Origin of the sequence: Pseudoalteromonas sp. KAN5 (assembly GCF_022846535.1) — a bacterium.
GTDB classification, from domain to species: Bacteria; Pseudomonadota; Gammaproteobacteria; order Enterobacterales; family Alteromonadaceae; genus Pseudoalteromonas; species Pseudoalteromonas haloplanktis.
Genome location: NZ_AP025589.1, coordinates 13,239 through 37,715 on the forward strand (window position 1 = coordinate 13,239; position 24,477 = coordinate 37,715).

Annotated in this window: 19 protein-coding genes and 1 pseudogene; 8 read left to right on the forward strand and 12 right to left on the reverse strand. The window is 41.1% G+C overall.

The features are described 5' to 3' along the window. Positions 1–70: 70 nt before the first annotated feature. Positions 71–3,098, reverse strand: a pseudogene (locus KAN5_RS00070) (TonB-dependent receptor). Positions 3,099–3,427: 329 nt separating this feature from the next. Between KAN5_RS00070 and KAN5_RS00075 the strand changes: the two are divergent. Next, a complete protein-coding gene (locus tag KAN5_RS00075; RefSeq protein ID WP_016708455.1) occupies positions 3,428–5,569 on the forward strand; it encodes a winged helix-turn-helix domain-containing protein in 2,142 nt (713 codons plus the stop codon). A gap of 44 nt (positions 5,570–5,613) precedes the next feature. Here KAN5_RS00075 and KAN5_RS00080 read toward each other — a convergent pair whose 3' ends face one another. Both KAN5_RS00080 and KAN5_RS00085 read right to left on the reverse strand, forming a co-directional pair. Continuing rightward, the gene (locus tag KAN5_RS00080; protein ID WP_016708456.1) at positions 5,614–5,943 is read right to left on the reverse strand and encodes a 5-carboxymethyl-2-hydroxymuconate Delta-isomerase; all 330 of its coding nucleotides are present in this window, start codon (positions 5,941–5,943) and stop codon (positions 5,614–5,616) included. Positions 5,944–5,961: 18 nt separating this feature from the next. Continuing rightward, positions 5,962–6,549 (reverse strand): hypothetical protein, encoded by a 588-nt coding sequence (locus KAN5_RS00085; protein ID WP_138554244.1) that lies wholly within the window; start codon positions 6,547–6,549, stop codon positions 5,962–5,964. A 98-nt stretch (positions 6,550–6,647) separates the two neighbouring features. Between KAN5_RS00085 and KAN5_RS00090 the strand changes: the two genes are divergently transcribed. The 6 genes from KAN5_RS00090 to KAN5_RS00115 all read left to right on the forward strand — a co-directional run bounded on the left by KAN5_RS00090 (position 6,648) and on the right by KAN5_RS00115 (position 11,691). Then, the gene (locus KAN5_RS00090; RefSeq protein ID WP_016708458.1) at positions 6,648–7,121 is read left to right on the forward strand and encodes a CreA family protein; all 474 of its coding nucleotides are present in this window, start codon (positions 6,648–6,650) and stop codon (positions 7,119–7,121) included. Positions 7,122–7,156: 35 nt separating this feature from the next. Continuing rightward, the gene (locus KAN5_RS00095) at positions 7,157–7,939 is read left to right on the forward strand and encodes a hypothetical protein (protein WP_016708459.1); all 783 of its coding nucleotides are present in this window, start codon (positions 7,157–7,159) and stop codon (positions 7,937–7,939) included. Between the two features lie 3 nt (positions 7,940–7,942). Next, a complete protein-coding gene (locus tag KAN5_RS00100) occupies positions 7,943–8,566 on the forward strand; it encodes a LysE family transporter (protein WP_016708460.1) in 624 nt (207 codons plus the stop codon). Positions 8,567–8,612: 46 nt separating this feature from the next. Then, positions 8,613–9,119, forward strand: coding sequence for a gamma-glutamylcyclotransferase family protein (locus KAN5_RS00105; RefSeq protein WP_016708461.1), 507 nt, complete (start codon positions 8,613–8,615; stop codon positions 9,117–9,119). A gap of 14 nt (positions 9,120–9,133) precedes the next feature. Then, positions 9,134–10,681 carry a serine hydrolase gene (locus KAN5_RS00110; protein ID WP_016708462.1) on the forward strand — a complete coding sequence of 516 codons (1,548 nt, stop codon included), beginning with the start codon at positions 9,134–9,136 and terminating at the stop codon, positions 10,679–10,681. A gap of 89 nt (positions 10,682–10,770) precedes the next feature. Beyond that, on the forward strand, positions 10,771–11,691 hold the full coding sequence (locus KAN5_RS00115; RefSeq protein WP_244390181.1) for a histone deacetylase family protein: 921 nt from the start codon (positions 10,771–10,773) through the stop codon (positions 11,689–11,691). On the opposite strand, the gene KAN5_RS00120 is transcribed toward KAN5_RS00115, so the two are convergent. Beyond that, on the reverse strand, positions 11,674–11,964 hold the full coding sequence (locus KAN5_RS00120) for a DUF4144 family protein (RefSeq protein ID WP_138554246.1): 291 nt from the start codon (positions 11,962–11,964) through the stop codon (positions 11,674–11,676). The two genes, KAN5_RS00115 and KAN5_RS00120, sit on opposite strands and share 18 nt — an antisense overlap. Before the next feature lie 81 nt (positions 11,965–12,045). On the opposite strand from KAN5_RS00120, the gene KAN5_RS00125 reads away from it, so the two are divergent. Then, positions 12,046–14,562 (forward strand): EAL domain-containing protein, encoded by a 2,517-nt coding sequence (locus tag KAN5_RS00125; protein ID WP_244390182.1) that lies wholly within the window; start codon positions 12,046–12,048, stop codon positions 14,560–14,562. On the opposite strand, the gene KAN5_RS00130 is transcribed toward KAN5_RS00125, so the two are convergent. The 8 genes from KAN5_RS00130 to prmA all read right to left on the reverse strand — a co-directional run bounded on the left by KAN5_RS00130 (position 14,541) and on the right by prmA (position 24,477). Then, a complete protein-coding gene (locus KAN5_RS00130; RefSeq protein ID WP_016708466.1) occupies positions 14,541–15,350 on the reverse strand; it encodes a DUF2797 domain-containing protein in 810 nt (269 codons plus the stop codon). The two genes, KAN5_RS00125 and KAN5_RS00130, sit on opposite strands and share 22 nt — an antisense overlap. Before the next feature lie 88 nt (positions 15,351–15,438). Continuing rightward, positions 15,439–17,946, reverse strand: coding sequence for an EAL domain-containing protein (locus KAN5_RS00135; RefSeq protein WP_244390183.1), 2,508 nt, complete (start codon positions 17,944–17,946; stop codon positions 15,439–15,441). Between the two features lie 93 nt (positions 17,947–18,039). Beyond that, positions 18,040–19,323, reverse strand: a complete 1,284-nt coding sequence (purD, locus tag KAN5_RS00140) for a phosphoribosylamine--glycine ligase (protein WP_244390184.1) — start codon at positions 19,321–19,323, stop codon at positions 18,040–18,042. A gap of 14 nt (positions 19,324–19,337) precedes the next feature. Then, a complete protein-coding gene (locus KAN5_RS00145) occupies positions 19,338–20,156 on the reverse strand; it encodes a class I SAM-dependent methyltransferase (RefSeq protein ID WP_016708469.1) in 819 nt (272 codons plus the stop codon). Between the two features lie 107 nt (positions 20,157–20,263). Further along, on the reverse strand, positions 20,264–21,850 hold the full coding sequence (purH, locus tag KAN5_RS00150) for a bifunctional phosphoribosylaminoimidazolecarboxamide formyltransferase/IMP cyclohydrolase (RefSeq protein ID WP_016708470.1): 1,587 nt from the start codon (positions 21,848–21,850) through the stop codon (positions 20,264–20,266). Between the two features lie 180 nt (positions 21,851–22,030). After that, positions 22,031–22,321 (reverse strand): DNA-binding transcriptional regulator Fis, encoded by a 291-nt coding sequence (gene fis / locus KAN5_RS00155; RefSeq protein ID WP_002957804.1) that lies wholly within the window; start codon positions 22,319–22,321, stop codon positions 22,031–22,033. A gap of 20 nt (positions 22,322–22,341) precedes the next feature. Further along, positions 22,342–23,313, reverse strand: coding sequence for a tRNA dihydrouridine synthase DusB (gene dusB / locus KAN5_RS00160; protein ID WP_029216118.1), 972 nt, complete (start codon positions 23,311–23,313; stop codon positions 22,342–22,344). 282 nt (positions 23,314–23,595) lie between these two features. Continuing rightward, on the reverse strand, positions 23,596–24,477 hold the full coding sequence (gene prmA, locus KAN5_RS00165) for a 50S ribosomal protein L11 methyltransferase (protein WP_016708472.1): 882 nt from the start codon (positions 24,475–24,477) through the stop codon (positions 23,596–23,598).

A 24,477-nucleotide genomic window follows, 5' to 3' on the forward strand; every position in this document is an offset into this window, starting at 1 on the left:
TGACAACAACCTAGTAGGTATAAAGCAAGTGAAGCACTATGGCTTCACAGCAATAAATTTAGACGCTATCTTAAAAACTATATTGTGCACCTAAGTACACATAACGACCTGTACCGCCGCCGTATCCGCTATAATAGTTACCGTTGCCGCTAGGGTAGAATGCTCCCTTATTGTCAAAAATATTATTAACGCCACCGAATACGCGTAAATCGCTCTGTGGTGTTAAGGCCATAGTGTAAGAGGCTGATAAACTATGCTTTATGTATGAACCGTAGTCTTGATATGCGAGGGGCTCAGGGTTGGCAATACAGTCTGCATTTGCAGCAGCACAGTTTTTATCGTTGTCTGCCACGGCCGCTAGGTAGTCTTTTTCGTCTTGTTGATCGGCTTTAAAAGAACCCAAAAAGTTAGTACGCCAACGGATCCGTAGGTCATCAAAACTCCATGCAATAGACATTGCAGCTTTATCTTTACTGCGGCCATATCCAGCATACTGAGTGACAACATCGTTACCATCTAAACCTTCATAAGTTTGTGAGTTTTCAATAACGTGATTGTAATCAAGTTTTAATGCGACGTTACCATAACTACCTAGCTCAAAGTCATAGGTGGCAACTACGTCATAACCACGGGCAGTTAACTCATCTAAGTTATACTCGCGTTGTAGAATTTTGATGATGTTACCTTCGCTATTACGGGTAATATCATTACAGAACTCATTGTCACTGCCCCATGCTGCTTCTGAGTCATAACATTCACGCATTATGTTTTCGTTACTGATCTCGTCGATGGCATCCACAATAGCAATATCGTAGTAATCTACAGCAAGGTTGAAGCCGCTGAAAAACTCTGGAGATAATGTTACACCAAAGGTGTAAGTATCTGCGGTTTCTTCTTTAAGGTTTGGATTACCAGTGCCCGGTGAATAGTTGTTATCTTCACTTTCAAATTTAAAGTCTGGATTTTCAGCAAGCTGTTTAGCTAAAGTTGGTTCTAAACGACAATTAGCATGACCCGGTTTAGTTGAAGTAGCAGTTAAGCCATCACAAATATCATCATATGAATCAAAGTCTCCACGTGGTGGCGACATTAATTCAGTGATAGTCGGTGCGCGCTGCGCACGAGCATAGTTAGCTCTTACCATATAGCCATCAATAGGTTGCCATAACAAACCTAGTTTATAACTGGCTACCGTGTTCACGTTCTCCATACTGTAATTTGCTAAGCGCAGTGAAGTCTCAGCGGATAAACTTTTTGCTAATGGTGCATCTTGTAGAAGTGGAATAGCCAACTCTGCAAAAGCCTCATAGACTTCAACTTCACCATAAAATGAAGGAACCACATTAAATGTAATGCCACCCACTTTCATATCATCACTGGTGTCTAGGCTTTGGGTGTCTTTACGGTATTCACCACCAAATACAGCTGACACATTACCGGCTGGCAGTTCAAATAAATCGCCAGTGATATAACCCATCACAGTGTATTGCTGAATTTTAGTATCAATAATTGGGTTGGTACGGATCCAATCGGCCATATCTGGTGTGATTGAGCCTTCACCGAATAAGTTAATTGGTACACAGCCTGCAGCACGTGCCGCGTCATCAATACATTGTATAGTGCCGTCGGCTAACTTTTCAGCTTGTAATGCTTGATTTTAAGTTAACCACGTTTAACTCGTTATTACGAATTTGATGCTGTTTAAATTGCCCGTAACCGGCTGATACATCCCAATCCCACTGGTGATCAAACATAGTGCCTTGTAATCCTGCCCAAGTGCGGATTGTGGTACGGTCGTTATCGGTACTAATGTTACCCACTTCACCGAAGCGACGATCCCAGTAAATTCGATCTCTGTATGGGTTGGCATCTAAAATTTGCTGCGGTACATAAGGGTTATCAATGGGGATATAGCCAGGCGCTATATCGGCAATTGGATCGCCTGTTACAGCATCATAGCGAGGCACAAATGCACCTTCATATTCATCTTCAGGTGATTTATCGTTGAATGAACCACTTTTGCTGTATTGCAATTGAAAGTAACTCATGATGTCGTCGGTGACATCAAAATCGATTTTTACAGCCGTTGAAAAGTTATCACTGGGTACATCCAGCATTACGAATTGGTTTGAGTTAATACCATAGATTTCTTCATTGTCTTTCCAGTCATCACGTAGAGTTTGACCGTCATACCAAAATTGGGTGTCGTTATTGCTATTTTCTAAAAAAACGCCCCCTAAAGTACCGTCGCTTTTACTCATCCAGTCTGCTTGAGTAATATCTCGCATACATTGAGAGCCGGTTGCGGTTACCATTTGATTACACATTAAATCGTTATTATAGCTATGTGCTGCTTCTATTTTTGCCCGGTCGCGATCATAGTAGCTAATACCAAAATCACGATCCCAGTTAGCACTAAAAAACACATAACCTCTATTATCGGCAAATGAATCACCGTAATTTAAATCCAAAGTAAACTCTTTACCACCGCCTTCGGTTGTTTGACCACCACGTGCCTGAAAATCAAATCCCTCTTTCTTTGACTGAGTAATAATATTTACCACACCGGCTACGGCATCGGCACCATAAGTAGCAGACGCACCGCCACTGATGATTTCAACGCGTTCAACCATGCCACTGGGAATGGTATTTAAACTGACATAGTTACCGCCGTAGCTATTTGAGACTACACGACGACCGTCTATAAGAGTGAGAGTACGATTAGCGCCTAAATCACGTAACTCAACGGTTGAAAGCCCGGTTCCTGAAATACTAGATTGACTCGTATTATTACCAATGCTTTGGCTCAGTGCTGGCATGTTGTCGACAAGTACATCAGATAGGTTACCAAGCCCTGTATCCTGAATGGCAGAGCGATCCATAGTGACTAGCGGCGTAGCAACAGAGAAACTATCGCGTTTTAAGCGAGATCCGGTCACGACAATTTTTTCAGGTTCTGCTTGCTTAGCTTCATTGATTGTTGTTTGACTCGGTGTTAATTGGCGTTCAATTTGTGCATCGTTTGCAATTGAGTGGCCCGAAAAGCTTGCCGTGATAGCCAGTGCTAGAGCGCATTTTCTTGTTGATATTTTGCTCACAGATTTCCCTTATATTTTTAATTTTATAAAACTAATGCATTAGCCATTTTGACGGGCAGTTCAAAATACTTCGGCTAATGCATCAGTGGATGGGGTTTACGGAGTTGTTTTTAAGTAACCGTGAACAAAAACACAATAAAAGGTATCTCGTTTATATCCCTATTTTACATCTATTTAATATCTATTCTTTTGTTATCAATTGTTTGCGTTATTATATGTGGCACCCTAATAAATTAAGTTTGTGCCGTTTATCGCGTTGTTTTGCTTTTTCTACTAACAATGAGGTACCCTTCTAGACTGCTAAACATAAAGGTGTCAAAGCGTTACTTATGAAAACAAATCAGCCATTTCTTGTTGGACAGTGCCAAGTTTGTGCGTTTGAAAATAAGCTCATTTGTGCTGACAAGGAGCATGTACTACAGCCTAAATTTATTGAGTTGTTGTGCTTTTTAGTAGAACGCTACCCTGCGGCGGTGACTCGTGAAGAGTTAATCACTAACGTGTGGGATGGAAATCAATTTGTTGGTGAAAAAGCACTGACAAATGCGATATGGCATTTACGAAAAACCTTTAAAGAGCTTGATCCTGAGCGCAGCTATATCACTACGTTGCGTAAAACCGGTTATCGTTTAGATCAGCCACCGATATTTGCTGAGTTACACAAAAGTGAGACCTCATCACAAGAATTACAGCCAACTGTAATTGCAACAAAGCAAGGGCGCATTAGTAACCTACAAATAGCCACTGTATTAATGATTACTATGATGTGTATTGCATTTTTTTATTTTCAACGCACGCCAATCATTTCTGCGCCGCTAGTTACTACCACTTTAGCTGAGCATATAGAAACCATTACAACTAACCCAGGGCGTGAGTTATTTCCGGCTATCTCAAACGACAGTCATTTTCTTGCTTATTCTTGGCGTCGTCCTGGCCAACAAACAAATCTTTATCTACGAGATTTATTTTCCCCAGAGCAAGCCGCTATTGCCCTGACCGATAGTTTATATGTTGAGGGGCGTGCGGTATTTAGTGATGATCTCAATGATATTTTTTATTTTCGTTTGGATGCACAAGAACGCTGCGAAATCGTGAAACAGCAAATCGTAACGGCAAAAGTAACGGTATTGGCTTCATGCGGGCAAGGTGGAAACCTTGACCTTGATATAAATAGAGCAGGTAGTAAGTTGGTCTTTATTAGTGAGGGTAACAAGACTCTAGGTCAAACAAAGCTAAATATTATAGATTTGCAAAGAACGGACATGGCGATTACTCAAGTTCCTTGTCCTGATGATTGTCAGTTTTATGATGAGTCTGTGGTATTTTCTCCTGACGGGGAGCAGTTGCTGGTATCGCGTAATTTAGCGTCAGGCTATGAAGCGCTGTTTTTAGTTGAACTGGCTACTGGACAAGCGAAGCAACTAACCCCAGAATTTGTTGATATTCGCGGTGTTGATTGGCACCCAAATAAAGATATTCTGGTGTTTTCGGGCGTTGAGCAAGGCAAGCGCCATGGTTATTTTTATGAATTAGCAACGGGACGGTTAATCGACTCGCAAGTTAATGGGTTAAGTTATCCTGAATATGGTCAAGATGGTAGTTTATACTTTCATCAATGGCATATCGATTCTGCGTTGATGCGGGTAGAGACAGATAATGCAATTGCCAGTTCGCCATTTCCGATTCTATCGACCCACTTTAATACGCGTTTCCCTGATTACAGTGCTATAAAAAATAAATTGGCGTTTGTATCTAATGAGTCTGGCAGCACTGAATTGTGGATCGCTAACAAAGATGGCACCGAGCGAAAAAAAATTACCGAGTTAAATGCTACTATTTACAGCCCTGTCTGGTCTTTTGACGGGCGCTATATTGCTTTTATTGCATCAAAAAACGCTATGAATACTTTGCAGTTATATGATTTTAATACGCAAACAACGACAGAGTTAAAAACGGGCTTTAACTATCATGGTAAGCCGAGCTGGGCACAAGACAGTCGCAGTATTTTGACGTCAAATGGTAATGAATTATATCGGTTTGATCTTAACGGTAATAACTTAGGTAAGGTGATTGAACAAGCTACGCTGTATGGGTATGAAGATCGCCATGGCGCAATCATTTTTGCAGATCTGAATGCGCGGCAGTTATGGATAAAACAACCAGATAGCAAGCACGCTGAACTACTCGTTGATGCTATTAACTTATCAAATCATTTATCATGGTATTACGTCGAAGGTGCTACACAGGCTACATCTCGTGTGTATTATTTTAATGTTGAGCAAGCTGATTATCGGCTAAGTTATTATGATTTTGCATCGCAAACAAAGCATGATGTGATTCGTTTACCTGAGCGGGCATTTAGCCGTAGCTCAGGTTTAACTTATATCAAAGAAGTGGGGTGGTTGGTATATACCTCGTATAAGTCACCGCAAATTGATATTAAACGTATTAAAGCGGAGTATTTACCTTAAGGTCTGTTTATCTTTCGAGGTTAATCCTTAACGGTCAACAGCCTCTAGCATTTACGGTAAATCTCGTGTTCCATGTCGTGTACGTTGACGCTTAAACTATCAGAATCCCGACAGTAAATTTGTAAACAATGCAGTAAACTTTCGCTGAGTTGTTGTTTTTGTTCAATACTGCGCCCAGCCATAATATGTACAGCAATATGTATAAAGCCTTCTTTACCATCGCCTAGTTGATAGTGGGTGTAGGCAATGGCGCGGGTTTTGATTGTTGGTAATTCAAATAAACCAGTGGCAAATGCCGCATTGTGTATTTTTTCAACCAATACTTGCGGTAATACAGGTAAATCTTCTGAGTGCTCAATAATAATATGCGGCATGGGATCTAGTGACCTCCTTTAGAAACGGTAGGTGAAGCCTAAGCTTGTTTGAAACTGATTAAGTACATCACCATCAAAATGCCATAAACATTGATTGTCTTCATCAGTCGGTAATGTACACGAAACGTTACTGGCGTTATTAACTATCGTTGCTAACCAACGAGTTTCAAATAAAACCCGGGCTTGGTCGTTAAATAAGTATTCAAATCCGCCATATAAGCCACTGGCAAAGAAGATATCTGAACTGACAAAATTAGGTTTTACATAGTTAGCACCAATTTGCGCGCCAACATAGCCGTTAACGCGGTTACCTAACGGGACTTCAATAGCACTTTGAAACAAAAAATACTGCATTTCTACATCGAGTTCAGGAGAGGATTCAAAGTCACTTTTGGTATTAGAAAAATAAAATCCATAGCGAGCAGAATCGATTGTTCTATCAATACTAAAAGCAAGATGATTACTATCATCAAGCTCAATCGCTAAACCTTCTTCTGTCTGCAATGATTGGTTAAAGCTTTTACCCGTGTAAACACTGAGTGAGTAGCCAGCTGCTGCGCTGTGACTTATAAACAGTAAACAAAATGCAGTGAATGCTTTTTTCATAGTGTCGGTGCTCGTTGTTGTGATTTATTTGAGTTAGTATTGAAGCATAGATAAATGTAAGCCACAAACCGTTCTACCTATTTGGAGCAAGGAAAATTATGAAAGCGATTATATTTGGTGTATTGGCAAGTTTACTGCTCACTTTATCAGGGTGCTCTGATGATGCAGCTTCAGTAAGTTTAGGGTTATTTACCACCAAGGATATTAAAGTGGTAGCACAGCAGGATCCTTTAGTTACTGGGGTTACTTGCCATATAAGTCATGTTGAAGCTAATTTAGACTTTTCAGATCCATCTGATATGTCAATTTCATGTCGTCAAACAGGGGCAATTACCGCTGAGCAATTACAGGCGATTGATCGAAGCAAATCAGGTGAAGTGGTATTTAAATCATCAAAAAGTATTTTATTCAAATCCTTAAAAGTGCGTCGTATTTATGATGCACCGACTCGTACTTTATTGTATTTATCATATTCGACTAAAGAATCGACGGGTAGTCATCATCATGCGCTATCTACGGTACCTTTGTATAACACCCAAGCTTGGGCGTGGGCACAACAGCAGCAAGAGTAATTCAATGCAATCGGTAAAAGTAAAAAGAGCAAGCTATGTTAGCGTTATTTAAAAGTAAACCATTATTAGAACAACAAGAGCAGCAATGGCTGATTGATACTTTTGTGTGGGCGGTGGAAAACTTTGACAGTGACTATTTTCTGAGTCATTCACAATTAGTGCTCCCTAATCATCAGTGTTTTCCTGATGCGGTATCAAGTATTGAGGAAATGGCAAGTAAGGTGTTTGAGCGAGTGGTTGGTTATGCTGGGCTGCAAGCATGGCCTATTAAGCTAGTTGCTCCGCAGCAATTACAACCGCAAGTATTTCCTCATTTCGCTTTTAGCAATCAACTACGAGGTGAAAGCAGTCAATTAATTGTGCCTGCCAGTCATAATGTACATATATCGTTTAACCCCAATCAAATAAACCAGCCGCAAGACTTAGTTGCCAGCTTTGCTGGCACCTTAGCTACCATAATGATCCACCATGTTGGCGTATTACCTCCTGGTGGGAAAGAGTTTTTACCGCAAGCGGCAGATGCATTGGCGTGCTTTTTAGGCTTTGGGGTGATGATGAGTAACACAGTTTACCAATTTAAAGGGGGCTGTGGTTCGTGTTATAACCCGTATGCAAACAGGCAAGCAGCACTGAGTGAACCGCAAACTTTATTTATGCACGCACTGGTTTGCCACTTTAAAGGCCATCAAAATTCTAAAAAGTATTTAAAGCCGCATTTACGCAGTCAATTTAAAAAAGCGCAAAAAGAAATTAAAGCCTTGGTTAATGATACTGCTAACCCGTTATTGTTAGCACTTGATGAACAAAAAGCAGGGTGATAAGTGGCTTACTTAGATGAATTTTTATTAATTGCACTGGCTCACTTTTTTGCTGTAGCAAGCCCCGGTCCTGATTTTGCAATTGTACTTAAGCAAAGTATTCAACAAGGGCGAACGAATGCACTATGGACTAGCTTTGGGGTTGGCTTGGCAATCTTACTGCATGTTAGCTACTGTTTGTTAGGTGTTGCGGTACTTTTAACGCAATCACCAACCGTATTTATGGCATTAAAATATTTAGCGGGGGCATATTTGGCATATATAGGCGTACAAGCGCTCAGAGCTGCAAAGCCTGCAACCGCGCAACACGAAACCACATCACATTCTGTTGTGGCTGAATCAAGTTGGATTGCCTTTCGCCGTGGTTTTTTTACTAATGCATTAAACCCTAAAGCGACTTTATTTTTTATGTCGTTATTTACTTTGGTGATCAGCCAATCAACACCGTTAATTATTCAAGCAGGTTATGGACTTTATATGGCGTTGGCAACGTGGCTGTGGTTTTCGTGTTTGTCTTTAGTGTTATCAAAGCCCAATGTACGTGGTTTTTTTCAAAAAAGTGGTCATTGGTTTGACCGTGGTATTGGCGTTATTCTGATTGCATTAGCGATAAGAATTGTGGTGTAAAGAAAGTATCAGTGTTCTGGATTTTGATTAAGTAAAGTAGGTAGTTATGGCTGTATATAATTTTTCGTTTGGTTCCAATATGTCATCAAGTCGGTTATTAGCGCGTTTACCAAACGCCACGCGTATTGGTACAGCTACATTGGCAGGCTACGAACTTACATTTGATATGCTAAGTTGTGATGGCTCTGGAAAAGGCAATATTCGCCCTGTTGATGACGATAATGCGCAAGTTTATGGCGTGGTGTACCAACTCAATGATGCCGAAAAAGAGATTTTAGATGCCATTGAAGGACCACGTTATGACTGTGTCGATATTCAAGTAACCCTTCTTGATGGAGAAAAAATAGCCGCACATTGTTATATCGCCAATACAACAGACGCAAACACCTTGCCTTATGATTGGTATATGCAGCACGTTTATCGCGGGGCGCTTGAAGCAGGCGTGCCAAATGCGTACAGTGAGGCCATAAAATCTCGGCCAATGTGCCAAGATAGCGATACTGTACGTGCGGCCATTGAGTTTGCTGTGCATAAAAATAAAAACGAGAACTAACCCCAAGGATTGTTATGAAGTTAACAAAATTAGCGATTGCTGGCGCACTATTAACAGGTTGCGCATTTAATAGTTATGCTGACATTGATACTGCACAGATTGAACAAGTAATTGAAAATTCAATGGCACGTTTTGATGTCCCTGGCATGGCGGTAGCAATTGTTGAAAACGATAAGGTTATTTTGGCTAAAGGCTTTGGTGTTAGTAATTTAGATACCGGTAATAAAGTAAATAAAGACACTTTATTTGGTATCGCATCGAATACCAAAGCATTTACCGCAGCTGCATTGGCTAAATTAGTCGATGAAGAAAAAATCAGCTGGGATGATAAAGTAATTGATCACCTTCCTGAGTTTCGTCTGTATGACCCTTATGTAACCCGTGAACTGACCATTCGTGATTTATTAAGCCATCGCAGTGGTTTAGGGCTAGGACAAGGCGATTTAATGATTTGGCCTGATACCGATAAATCGGTAGAGGATATTCTAGCTGGCCTAAAATATTTAAAACCCGCAAGTAGTTTTCGCAGCCAATACGCGTATAACAACTTGATGTTTGTCACCGCCGGTGAAGTGGTTGCACGTGTTTCAGGCATGAGCTGGAACGATTATATTGAAAAGAATATTCTTCAGCCTTTGCACATGGATAACTCGCGCGCTGGCTTTTCGCGTATTCCGAAAAGTAATAAAAACTGGGCAACGGGCCACATTCCTATGGATGGGCAATTACACCCATTCTTCGTTAATTATTTAGAAGATTTTCGTGGCGCAGGGGCTATTGCCTCCAGTGTTAACGATATGAGCCAGTGGCTTCGTACCCAGCTTGCTGGTGGCAAAATGCCAAATGGCGAACAATTGTTCAGTGAAAAACAACAGGCACAAATGTGGCACCCGCATATCACTTCATTAGCTTCAAAAAGCGCGTACGAAGCATATCATCAACAGTTTCGAGGTTATGGTTTAGGTTGGAGCATCGAAGATTTCCACGGCATTAAAAAGTTAGGCCATGGAGGCGGTATTTTAGGTATGGTATCGCAAGTAACTTTGGTGCCAGAGAAAAACCTCGGTATTGTGATTTTAAGTAATCAACAAGCGTTTAGTGCGTTATCTGCGGTTACTTATGAAGTACTAGAAGATGCATTCGAACTTGAAGATAAAGATTGGGTTGAAGACTTAGCTAAAAAGCATTTTGAAGGTAAGCAAAAAGCATATGCAAATGCTAAACCTGAAGCCCCTGCAGACTACCAACCGCAATTGCCTAATATTAGTTACACTGGCACCTTACATGATAATTGGTATGGTGATGTGGTAATTGAACAGCTAAATGAAAAGCTGCGAATTGACTTTACTCATACTAAGCGTTTGAAAGGGCAACTTGAGCATTACACGGGCAATACCTTCATTGTAAAGTGGGATGAAAAATTACTTGAAGCTGATGCTTACATTACTTTTGATATGAGTACTGAAAATCGTGTGGTTGAGGCAAAAATGCGCGCTGTATCAACAGCTGTAACCGATTTTAGCTTTGACTTTAGAAACCTTACACTGAAAGCCAAAAAGTAACCTTTACTATAAATATAGTAAACCAAAGTCGCAAAGCCACTGTTTAGTGGCTTTGTTATAGTTATCGCGTAAATTAGTTTGGAGCTGTTATGCGTACTGCGATTATTTCACATCCTTTTTGTCGTAAACACAAAATGATTGACGAGCATCCAGAGTGCCCCGAGCGCTTAGATGCGATTGCTGATCGTTTGTTAGCAAGTGGGTTAGATATTGCTATACAGCAAAAGCAAGCACCTAAAGCATCTCGCGAGCATTACTTGTTAGCCCATGATGAAGCCTTGGTTGCACTAGTGGAAAATACCATACCAGAGCAGGGTTTAACGTCACTTGATGGTGACACTTGGTTGTGCCCTGATTCATTATTGGCTATTGAGCGTGCAGTAGGTGCCGGGGTTTTAGCGGTTGATGAAATATTAGCAGATAACCTTGATGCTGCATTTTGTTCGGTGCGTCCTCCAGGGCATCATGCTAATCGTACAACTTCAGCCGGTTTTTGTGTTTTTAACAATTTAGCAATTGCGGTGAAATACGCGCAAAGCAAAGGAATAAGGCGCATCGCTATTGTTGATTTTGACGTACATCATGGCAATGGCACTCAAGACATTTTTATAGATGATGAAAATGTATTATTTTGTTCGTTATTTCAATATCCATTTTACCCAAATACAGCCATTGAAAATAACGATACATTAGTTAACTCACCATTACCAATTGCCAGTGATGGCAATGATCTAAAAGCGCTGTATAAGCAACAGTGGCAGCCTAAATTAACTGAGTTTAAGCCTGAGCTGTTATTTATTAGTGCAGGTTTCGACGCCCATCTTGAAGATGATATGGCCAGTTTGAAGTTTGTTGAAGATGATTATCGTTGGCTTACTGAACAACTTGCAATACTTAGTAAAGAACTTGGTTGTAAAGGTATTATCTCTTATTTAGAAGGCGGGTATGCACTCTCAGCGCTTGGACGCAGCGCTATTGCACATGTTAAAGCGCTAGTCGATAACGAGTAAATTAAATGCTTGTTGAGGGGTCAATTGCTCTATTTTACTCAAGCAGCATTGTCCTTCATTTGCTAAATAGTGCTTTACGCAGCGAGTAAGTACTTCGCTACTTAGTGGTTGGCTAAGTTTGCCATCAAGGGTGCGGTAATTGCCGTCCTGATCCAAAACGGTTATTTGCGTTTGTGTGTCTGTATTCATTCCATATAAAAAATCATCTACGTCACCTGGCTGATGAGCTACCTCTATTTCCTCATTATAAATAATGATTTTTGGGTATGGCATACTAATTTATTGTCCTAAATCAAATTTCTATTTATTTGCCTAATTATACTTGCAAGTTCGTGTAAAGCTAGGGGTGATCTAATGCCAAAAAGTAGCCGTTATCAAAAAGTCTGTGATGTATTCACTGATAAAGTACTTTCATGTACTAAATACACGCAACTTATCAATGCCGTAAAATTAATGCGAGCGCATAATGTTAGCGCTATTTTTGTGCAAGAAGATCAGCAGATATGCGGTATCTGGACTGAAGCCGATTGTATTAAACTTGATTTTACTAGCAACACAATTAAGCATCTTGAAATACAAAATGTAATGTCGAGCCCTGTTTTAAGTATTTCATATTCACAATTATTGAGTGATGCCGCGCTTATTTTTCATCAACATAACGTACGTCATTTATTAGTTGTTGATGAAAATGAATTGCCCTGTGGCGTTGTGAGTATTACTGATATCGTACGAAATCAAGGGCTGGATCACTATTTACAGTTTAGGCCAATCAAAGATCAATACCATCAAAATGTACTTGTAGTACCAAGTCACTGTGCGTTGAATGAGGCTGTAAATATGATGCGAGAGCGCGCAGAGCAATTTATTTTAGTCTACAACCAGCAACAAAATGAACATGGTATTATTACTGCGCGAGACTTACTGCATTTGATTGTTACACCTAATAACTATGTATCCTGCTGGCAGTTGGCAAGCCACCCTCTGTACCAAATTCACTCTAAAAGTAGTTTGTTTGATGCTTATCGGTTAATGTCGGAAAATAATGTACGTCATTTGGTTGTGAGTGAAGAACAAGAAATTAAAGGTGTGCTTACTCTCGAACATCTTATTAATGAGATAGAAAACGCGTATTGCAGCGAACTTGAAAAAGTACTTGAGCAACGTGATATGGCACTGCAGCATTCACAGCGCAATTTATTCTTAGCGAATAAAATTATTGATGCCTCTTTAGATGGCATTATGATCACCCAACAAGATGGAGTGATCATTCAAGTTAATCCGGCTTTTACGGTGCTCACCGGTTATAAACCGGAAGAAGTTATCGGTCAGCACCCTCGCATTTTAAGCTCGGGCAAGCACAGTAAAAGTTTTTATACCCAAATGTGGCAGTCGATCGCAGAAAAAGGGGTATGGCAAGGGGAGATCTGTAACCGCAAGAAAAATGGTGATGTCTATGTTGAGTGGCTGACCATTATTGAAATACATGAGCCTACTAGTGATGAGGTTGTTTACGCGGCTATTTTTAGTGATATTACTGAGCGTAAAAACACAGAAGAAAAAATAGTCCAACTCGCATATTTTGATGAACTAACAGGGTTGCCAAATCGACGTTTATTTAATGATCGATTAAGCATGGCATTAGCCGCGGCGCACCGTAACAATGAAATGCTCGCAGTCATGTTTATTGATCTCGATCGCTTTAAAGAAATCAATGATAGCTTAGGCCATAGTGCTGGTGATGTATTACTGAAAATGGTCGCTAAGCGGCTTCAGGGCGTGCTGTCTGAAGGGGATACTTTAGCGCGACTAGGTGGTGATGAATTTGTAGTACTTTGTGAGATAGATGATATTACAGCCGTAATCAACTTAGCTGATAACATACTTAGCCACTTAAACACGCCTTTTCAACTTGAAGGCTTTGAAGTAGGGGCAACGGCATCAATTGGCGCAGCGGTTTACCCTGAAGATGGGCTTGATAGTGAAACGTTACTGAAGCATGCTGATATTGCGATGTATCGCTCAAAAGCAGTGGGTCGCAATTCGTTTCAGTTATTTAAATCATCGATGAATGCACGCTCATTAGAGCGCCTAGCGATGAACAGTCGGTTTCAGCATGCCTTGGAAAATGATGAGTTTGAATTGTATTTTCAACCTAAACAATGCTTAAAAACAAGTAAAATCAAAGGCGTTGAAGCACTGTTACGTTGGCATGATCCTGCACTAGGGGTGATTTCACCTGCACAATTTATTCCGTTAGCCGAAGAGTTAGGCCTAATTGTTAAGCTTGACCTTTGGGTGCTTAATAATGCCGGTGCGCAGTTGGCTTTATGGCAAAAGCTAGGGATCACAGCGGGACGTTTAGCTATCAATATTTCTGCTTTTCACCTTAGTCAGGGGAAGTTATCAAACAGTGTTGAGCAGATGCTACAGCGTTATAATTTATCAGGTCATTGCTTGGAGATTGAGCTTACTGAAAGTAGCTTTATTAGTTCATTTAGTCAGGCTAAAAAAGAATTGCAGCAACTTAAAGAAATGGGCGTAAACATTGCCTTGGATGATTTTGGTACCGGATACTCAGCTTTGAGTTACCTAACAAAACTGCCTATAGATACATTAAAGATAGACGCTAGCTTTATTGCTAAAATCCCCGATGAATATGGCAATAGTGAAGTGGTTGCAGCCATCGTCGCGATGGCGAATAGTTTAAATTTACAGGTTATTGCCGAAGGAGTAGAAAAGCCTGAGCAGTATAATTATTTGCTGGCGCTAGGCTGTGAAGTGATCCAAGGTTATTACTATAGCCGCCCGTTAACGCAGCGGCAATGGTTAGCGTTTTATCAGTTAAAAAATCAACCTACAGTTACATCGTAAGAGGTAAATTTACGGATGTTAATAACGCCGGTATCAAAAATTAAATATTGACCTTTAATGCCCATTAATATGCCGCTAACGACAGGCTCTTTATCAAAATTAAAGGAGCTTATTTTTGTTGGGTAGGCGGTGACAGGGAACGCTAAATCAACAACCTCTTCATCTAGTTGTTCAATGGCTGTTGCGCCAAATAACTCAGCAAGTTCATTGAGTTTATCTGCAATTTGCGGGATAAGCTCAGCTGCCGCCGCTTTTAAATCAAGCTCTTCGCTTTGCCCTTTGAGCATATTACGCCAATTGGTTTTATCAGCAATAAATTGCGCCAGCGCCACTTCGACTAAACCTGATTGCAAACGTGTTTGCACTTTAAAAATAGGCAAGGCTTGGGTTGCCCCTTGGTCAATCCAGCGAGTTGGAATTTGTGTGTGACGCGTGATCCCAACTTTAAGCCCTGATGTGTTCGCAAGGTAAACATAGTGTGGGATCATGCAGTTTTCTTCCCCCCACTGTGGCTCACGACAAGTGCCTTGGTCGTAGTGACAGGTTTCAGGTTTCATAATACACATGTCGCAGCTAGCAAGTTTGCGCATGCAAACAAAGCAATGTCCTTGCGAGTAGCTTTTTTTGGTTTTTTTACCGCAGCTTGAGCAGAAAATGACGCCATTAAACGTTAAAGTGAGTTGCTTACCGATATATGCATTAAGATCGACTAACTCATCACCCACAGGCAAATGATATTGGATTGGCTGTGTGAGTGATGATTTTAGTTTTTTAATTGTGCCTTGCATCTTTACGCCCCTAAAGATGTGAAAAAGGGCAGTATACCATGGCTGTCCAATAGTGTAGGCAGTCGTTTAAGATGTTTTTATACAACCCTTACTTATCAGCTAACCACAGCAAGTAATCATCAATAATAATAGCTTTAGAGTAATAGTAGCCTTGACCATAGTCGGCCCCCATGGTTTGTAAAAGCTGCTGTGTTACATCATCTTCTATGCCTTCAGCGGTGACTTTTAAACCTAAGCTATGAGCCATTTCAATTGCAGCCTTAACAATGACCTTGTTGGCGCTGTGTGTAGGTAAGTCGAAGATAAATGATTTATCTATTTTTAAGGTTGAAAAGTTGTAGCTAACAAAGCAATTTAGTGACGAATAACCAGTACCAAAATCATCTAAAATAACTTCTATACCAAGTTCTGTTAACTGATTTACTAAGCGAACCATCTGTTGTTGGTTATCAATTAAAGCGGACTCAGTTAATTCAAGCTTAAGTTGTGTGGCAGAGACGTTATGTTTGATCAAAGTGTTTTCGACTTTTTCAATTAAGCTATGGATCTGCAAGTTTTTAGCACTTAAATTAACGCTGACTTTATGCTCGATAAATCCAGCATTATTTAATTTGACGATATCTTGGCAAGCCTTATCGAGTACCCACAAGGTGAGTTCGTTTATTAGCCCTGTTCGCTCAGCTAATAAAATTAATGACTCAATATTGATTTGCTCGTAAGGAGCGTTAGGCCAGCGTAATAAAGCTTCGCTGCCAATCGTTTTTCCAGAGAGTAAGTGTATTTGTGGTTGATGATAAATTGCTAACTGATCTGCTTTTAAGGCTTTTTGAAATGCGGTTGCTAAGCTTATATTCATCATAGCAGGCATAGTTTGTGGCGAGCTTATTGGGCTGCTAAGGTGGGTTGTTTCGGTCAGTGATAGGTAACCATTTTGCAGCCAGTTATCAAAGTCGCTGTCGTTTTCCAAAGCGCAATAACCAATTGAATAGCTTAGCTGTAAATCAAACCCTTGGACAGGATAATGTTTTGGTAAACTCTTCATTATTTTGCTGAGGTTTTTATGCAAAGTGAGGTTGCTTTGCATTTTAACGGAAACAAATGCGAGTACGCCGTTGCCTAAGTCTGCTATTCGCGGGCAAGTATCTAAGTCATTTTCTAACTGTATGAACTCTCTCTCTTTACTAAGTTGTAGCTCCAGCGCTTTAGCTACATTAATAATTAATTCAGCCCGTTGGGTTTGATTTAATATATGATTTAGTGAGTGAAAATGGGTGATCCTAATTAAGCACAGGTTGCTTGGGCGCTGGCTGAGCTGCAACGTTGTGTATGCCTGTTTTAGCATCGCGCTGTTTAAAAGTTTTGTTTGTTCAGTGTGGGTGGCGTGATAGAGCGCTTTTTCTCGCTGGTAGCGTACGCGATCAGCGAGGGCCATGGCCATTAATGTTACTTCACACAGAATTGCCACTAAGAATGCGTGGCGGGTAGTAAAGCTATATTCTACTACACCCGTTAGTTCTAATGGTTGAACAGCGGCGCCAATGATAAGTGGGATCCATGAAATTACATAAAACTTAGCCCACCGAAAGCCACTGCGTAATTTTTTGTAAATTAATGTGATACATACAATATAAAGTAAAACTAAGACAGCAAAGAATATTTGTGAAGAAATATATTCGACAATAAAAAAACTAGCAATGCCTAAGCATAGCATGAGGCTCAATAGTGCAAGGCTTAGTTTATAACGCCAGCACTTATCTTTATGGTAGCGTAAAAACATTGTACAGAAAGCGAGGGTAAAAAATGCAATTGCAAAATTACTCACCACAATATAGTGATTAAAAAGTTGTTGTAACACGACTGGCCATAAGTAAAAACCAAAGCCTAATACTGACCCCATTAAAATGAGTGCCGACAGTATATAGCCTATGTAAATCAGGTATACGCGATCGCGGATACCAAAATACAGTACTAAATTATATAAAGCCGCCATAATGAGTACGCCAACGAAAATTCCCCAAATAGCTGTTTGAGCGCGGAGTAAATCTTTAAATTCAGCTTCACCATATAAATTTATAGGGGTTTTGCTGATCCCCGTCGTATCTATCTTGATGGCTAAAAAAAGGTGGCTTTGTGCTGCAATCGCTAAACTGATATGAGGTACACTGTATTTAAATAAACTTAACTCGGTTTGCCGATCGCCTAAATTATTGGTGTTTACTAATTGCCCCTGATTGTCTAATTGGTACACGGTTAAGTAATCAATCATAGGATTATCAAAGTGAGCGTACAGCTGCTGTGGCTTGGCTGATTTATTTTCCAGCTTCAATAAAAGCCAATAATCTTGTGACTTTAAACCCCATGGAATAGTGTCAAATGGCTTTGTAACGCGTTTATTCGAATCACTTAAAAACTCAGTAAGTGAGAGTGACTTTGATGGATCGACACGATAGCTTTGCTCTAAATAAACAGCAGCGGTTTTATTAATTGTATAACGGGTAGGAGTAGCTAAATGATTTGCAAAGGTATAGATAATGAACAGCAAAGTGCTCAAAATAAACATTGCAATAATATGGTATTTAAATGGCTGTTGTTCCAAAGGGCTACTTATTTGTAATACATCACCGTTTTAGTGTAGCACTAAAAAAGCGCAGATAAACTGCGCTTAGTTATTTATAGGTACTGGTTAGACCTATTTTTCACGAGCGATAGCACGATAAGCAATATCGGTACGGTACTCCATACCTTGCCAACTAATTTCATCAACGAGTTTATATGCACGTTGTTGTGCTTCGGTTACTGTATTTCCAAGCGCTGTAGCACATAATACACGACCGCCGGCAGTCACCACGTTGTCGCCGTCTTGTTTAGTTCCCGCATGGAAGACTTTTTCGCCTTCTGGGTAGCTAACTTTTAGACCACTGATTGCATCACCTTTCGGATAGCTGTCAGGATAGCCCTTAGCCGCTAAAACAACACCTACAGCTGCACGAGGATCAAACTCAATGGTGGTTTTATCAAGTTCTACACGGTTAGCCGCTTCAATCAGCTCAACTAAGTCTGATTGTAGACGTAGCATCATAGGTTGTGTTTCAGGATCACCAAAACGACAGTTATACTCGATAACCTTAGGTGTACCGTCGCTGTCGATCATCAGGCCTGCATATAAGAAGCCAGTATAAGGATGGCCTTCACTTGCCATGCCCTCGACTGTTGGATAGATAACTTCATTCATAATACGTTGGTGGATTTCGTCAGTCACCACAGGTGCTGGTGAGTATGCACCCATACCGCCAGTATTTGGACCTGCATCACCATTGTATGCACGTTTATGATCTTGGCTGGTTGCAAACGGCAATACGTTTTTACCATCTACCATCACGATAAATGACGCTTCTTCGCCTTCTAAGAACTCCTCAATGACTACGCGGCTACCAGCCTCACCAAATGCGTTACCCGCTAGCATATCACGGATAGCTGCTTCAGCATCTGCTTCCGTCATGGCAACTATAACGCCTTTACCCGCAGCTAGACCGTCAGCTTTAATAACAATTGGTGCGCCTTTTTCTTTTAAGTACGCAAGGGCAGGGTCAATTTGCTCAAATGTTTGATAATCAGCTGTAGGAATATCATGGCGTGCTAAAAAGTCTTTAGTGAACGACTTAGAGCCTTCAAGTTGTGCAGCTCCAGCCGTTGGGCCAAAGATAGCTAAACCGTGTTCACGGAATTTATCTACCACACCAAGCACTAATGGTACTTCAGGGCCAACAATGGTCAGCTCTACATTATTTTGTTTTGCAAAGTTAAGCAAACCATCGAGGTCTTCAACGTTAATGGTAACATTCTCAAGTTTTGGCTCAAGCGCAGTACCCGCATTACCTGGGGCTACAAATACAGTGTTAACTTTGGTGTTTTGAGCGGCCTTAAACGCAAGTGCGTGTTCGCGGCCGCCGCTGCCAATGACTAATACATTCATGGCGAATATCCTATTTAAAGCGGTTTTTTAAATTTCAGCGTCATGCGGTCGCTTTCACCAATGGCTTTATATTTAGCGGCATCTTGCTCGCCAAGTCTAAGGCTTGGTGGAAGGGTCCACACCCCTTTAGGGTGATCGGCTGTATCAAGTGAGTTTGCATTTATGTCACTGCTTGCTTCAAGTTCAAAGCCTGCTTGCTTTGCAAGTGCGATAACGACACTTTGCTTCATATAACCCGATGACTTTTGCATATCATCAGCACGCTCTTCAGGTAGGCGATGCTCAACCACACCTAATGTGCCACCTGGTTTAAGTGCTGTGTAAAAAGACTTAAAGGCATTGGCTGCGGCGTCTTTATCTTTGCTCATGTACCAGTTATGCACATTGCGGAAGGTTAAAACTAAATCAGCGCTACCAGCAGGTGCAATATCTACATGTGTTGAAGGGGCAAACTCAGTAATTTTTACCTTACTGAATCGCTCATCTTCGGCGACTTTCTTTTTAAAGCCAGCAAGTGAGCGTTGGTAGTAGCCAACCGATGAATCAGCAGGGAAGTGAGCAGCATAATAAACGCCGTGCTCTTTCAGTGCTGGTGCTAAAATTTCGCTGTACCAACCACCGCCTGGTGCAATTTCAACCACAGTCATAGTTGGCTTTAGGCCAAAAAACTCCAGCGTTTCTACAGGGTGGCGATATTGGTCACGTTCAGAGTTTCGCTCAGTTGACTTTACGGCTTGAACAACGGCAGAACTTTGCTCATGATTATGGGCAACGACTAGCGTTGAGCTCATAGCAAGAGTGGTAACTAGTAGCGTTTTTAGTGCAAATTTCATCATCTGTTCCTTCACATTATAATTTTATAGAGGTTATAGAATAAGCAGAATACGTGAATTTGGTGCAAACAAAAAGAGCTAACTGATGTCGTTAGCTCTTTGTGTGATTAGTGGCGGAAGTGACGCATGCCAGTAAACACCATTGCCATGCCAGCTTCGTCAGCTGCAGCGATAACTTCTTCATCGCGCATTGAACCACCTGGTTGAATTACAGCAGTAATACCAGCCTCTGCAGCTGCATCAATACCATCACGGAATGGGAAGAATGCATCAGACGCCATGACTGAACCTTTTACTTCAAGGTTTTCATCAGCGGCTTTAATACCGGCAATTTTAGCTGAGTAAACGCGGCTCATTTGGCCTGCGCCTACACCTATGGTCATACCGTCACGGGCATAAACAATGGCGTTTGATTTAACAAACTTAGCGACTTTCCAGCAGAATAATAAGTCTTTAAGCTCTTGCTCAGTAGGTTGACGTTTAGACACAACTTTTAAGTCGCCTTGCGTCACCATACCTAAATCACGGTCTTGAATTAATACACCACCATTTACACGCTTAATGTCGTGACCTGTGCCTTTAGCAGAGAATTCACCACACTCTAATAAACGCACGTTTTGCTTTGCAGATACAATTTGTGCTGCCGCTTCTGATACTTTAGGTGCAATGATCACTTCAACAAATTGACGTGACACGATTGCTTCTGCGGTATCAGCATCAAGCTCTTGGTTAAAGGCAATGATGCCACCAAATGCTGATGTAGGATCTGTTTTGAATGCACGGTCATAAGCTTCAAGGATATTTTCACCGATTGACACGCCACACGGATTTGCATGTTTTACGATAACACAAGCCGGTACATCAAATTCTTTAACACACTCTAAGGCGGCATCAGTGTCAGCAATATTGTTAAACGACAATGCTTTACCTTGTAGCTGAACAGCTGTTGCTACAGAGGCTTCTTGTACGTCATTTTCAACATAAAACGCCGCGTCTTGGTGTGAGTTTTCACCGTAGCGCATGTCTTGCTTTTTAGTGAACTGCATATTGATAGTGCGTGGGAATTTAGTTTCCTCAGCTGCTTCATCAGTATAATCAGCAACCATTTTACCAAAGTAGTTAGCGATCATGCCGTCATACTGTGCGGTGTGCTCGTAAGCCGCAATAGCAAGGTCAAAACGTGTTTTGTAGGTTGTTGAACCATTGTTGCTTTGCATTTCGCTGATCACGCGATCGTAATCTTTCGCGTTTACTACAATAGTCACGTCTTTATGGTTTTTAGCCGCAGCGCGAACCATAGTTGGGCCACCGATATCAATGTTCTCAATGGCATCTTCAAGGCTGCAGTTTTCTTGAGCGACTGTATTCGCAAAGGGGTATAAGTTAACTACAACAATATCGATAGCTGAGATGTTGTTCTCAGTCATTACGTCTTCATCTTGACCACGACGCGCTAAAATGCCGCCATGAATTTTTGGATGAAGAGTTTTTACGCGACCATCCATGATCTCAGGGTGACCTGTGTGGTCAGATACTTCAGTGACTTTAATGCCATTATCAGCAAGTAATTTACAAGTACCGCCAGTTGACAAGATATCTACGCCTTGTGATTCAAGAGCGCGAGCAAATTCAACAATACCGGTTTTATCTGACACACTTAGTAGTGCGCGACGAATTGGACGATGTATATCCATTGTAGTTTGATTACCTCAGTGTTTGAGCTAGCTTAGAAAGGCGATATTTTAACTGAAAACCGCTTAAAAAACGATGTTTAAAGAGTGAGGATTTTGCAATTAAGTAATATTTTTTGCAGATAAAAAAAGCACCCGAAGGTGCTTTTTCAAACGAGTACTGTGATAAATCACAGCACGGTATTAGTTCATGCCGTATTTCTTTAGTTTCTTACGTAAAGTACCGCGGTTGATACCTAGTAAGATTGCCGCACGTGTTTGGTTACCACGTGTGTAAGTCATTACTTCTTCAAGTAATGGTGCTTCTAGCTCTGAAAGAACAAGGTCGTAAACGTCTTGCACATCTTGACCGTTAAGCTGTTTTAAATAGTGATGAACAGCTTTCTTCACTGCATCGCGTAATGGCTGCGGTTTCTCGTGTGACTGAACATGAGGGTTAGTGATAAATGGAGAAGTCACGTTTTGTTCGAACATTGTTTATATCTCTTTCTTTCTTAGTTAGCTGCTAGTGTTTTAAAGTATTGCTCTAATGTCTCGATTTGTGCCTGTGGATTATCGAGAGCATTAAATACTCGCCTAAACTGACCGTCACTGTCATGGGTTTGCAAATACCAAGATACATGTTTGCGAGCGATGCGCGCTCCCATTGGTTCGCCGTAAAACGCATGAAGGTTCACTAAGTGTTCCATCAAAATACCACGTACTTCCTCAATCGGAGGTACAGGTAAATGTTCACCGGTTCGCAAATAGTGGTCTATCTCCCTAAATATCCAAGGGCGACCTTGGGCGGCTCGACCAATCATAATGGCATCTGCACCCGTATAGTCCAAAACCTGCTTTGCTTTTTCAGGAGACGTAATATCTCCATTAGCAACGACAGGTATCGACACTGAACGCTTAATATCCCTAATTGTGGCGTATTCTGCTTCACCTTTATACATACATGCGCGTGTACGCCCATGTACGGCTAATGAAGCTATGCCATAACGTTCAGCTATTCTCGCAATCTCAACACCGTTACGGTTATCCTGATCCCATCCAGTTCGGATTTTCAGTGTTACAGGTACTTCAACAGCGCTAACCACTGCATCTATAATCTCTTCCACTAAATCAGGAAACTGTAGCAAGGCGGAGCCTGCGAGTTTCTTGTTCACTTTCTTAGCTGGGCACCCCATATTAATATCTATGATTTGTGCACCATTAGTTACATTGAATTGTGCGGCCTGAGCCATAAGCTCAGGATCAGCTCCTGCGATTTGCACCGCGCGTATTCCCGATTCACCACTATGGTCCATACGGTTCATCGATTTTTCGGTTTTCCATACCAAAGGATTTGACGAGAGCATTTCAGACACAGCAAGCCCTGCACCTAAGCGACGGCAAAGTTGTCTAAATGGTCTATCAGTAATTCCCGCCATAGGCGCTACAATTACATTGTTTTCTAATTGGTATGATCCGATACGCACTGTATTCAATAGGCCTCTTTTCAAGGGGCGCTAAGTTTACGGTTTTTTTTGCAAAAATCAAAGGCTATAAATTGAACAAAAGTGACTTTTTTTTGGCTTTTGTGTATTGACATTTGATAACAGTTTGACGAATGGCTTTATTTGTCTGAATTTTATACAGAACTAATTTACGATAAGAAAATCATTCTGTTTAGCAGTGTGTAAATAATAGGTAAAGCCTGTTAATTACAGGCTTTACATGGTGGTTTTGAGTTAATGATCTTACGCATTTACAGTAGTTAATTATGCGTGTTTAGTCCCGCTAACACGGGTCCACTCACCTTCAACGGCTATGTCATCAAGGGTTAAAAATGGTGCATAAACATCAGCTACAGATTGTGCTTGTTCTTCTAAAATACCTGACATAGCAATTTTACCGCCAGGTTTTAATAAGCCCAATATTACATTATGCAGTTCACGTAATGGCGCAGCTAAAATATTAGCCACCACAATATCGGCGGTAAATTCAGGCTGGTTTTCTGGCAGATAAACTTCAAGCTTGTCGGCAACACCGTTGCGTTGTGCGTTATCAAGGCTGGCTTCAAGCGCTTGAGGGTCGATATCTATACCAATCATGCGCTCAGCACCGAGTTTGATTGCTGCAATGCCTAAAATGCCTGAGCCACAGCCAAAGTCGACCACGGTTTTACCCGTTAAATCTTGGCTTTCAAGCCATTTTAAACACAAAGCGGTGGTGGCATGAGTGCCAGTACCAAACGCAAGGCCAGGATCAAGTAGCACGTTAACGGCGTCAGGATCTGGAATGTCACGCCAGCTTGGACAAATCCATAATTTTTCGCCAAACTGAATAGGGTGGAAGTTATCCATCCATTCACGTTCCCAGTCTTTATCCTCTAGTTGCTCTATTTTGTATACTAGCGTGTCTTTTAGCTCGTCATGGCGTTTTAATAGCGCAATCACGGCATTCATATCGTGGTTAGCTTCGAATAGACCAATTACGGTAGTGTCAGCCCAAAATTCGACCGTGCCAATTTTTGGTTCATAAATAGGGGTATCTTTAGCATCAATAAAGGTAACAGATGCACTACCTGCTGCCATTAATAGGTCGCTTACTGCATCAGCGGTAGTGGCATTTGCATTGATACGAATTTGGATCCAAGCCAT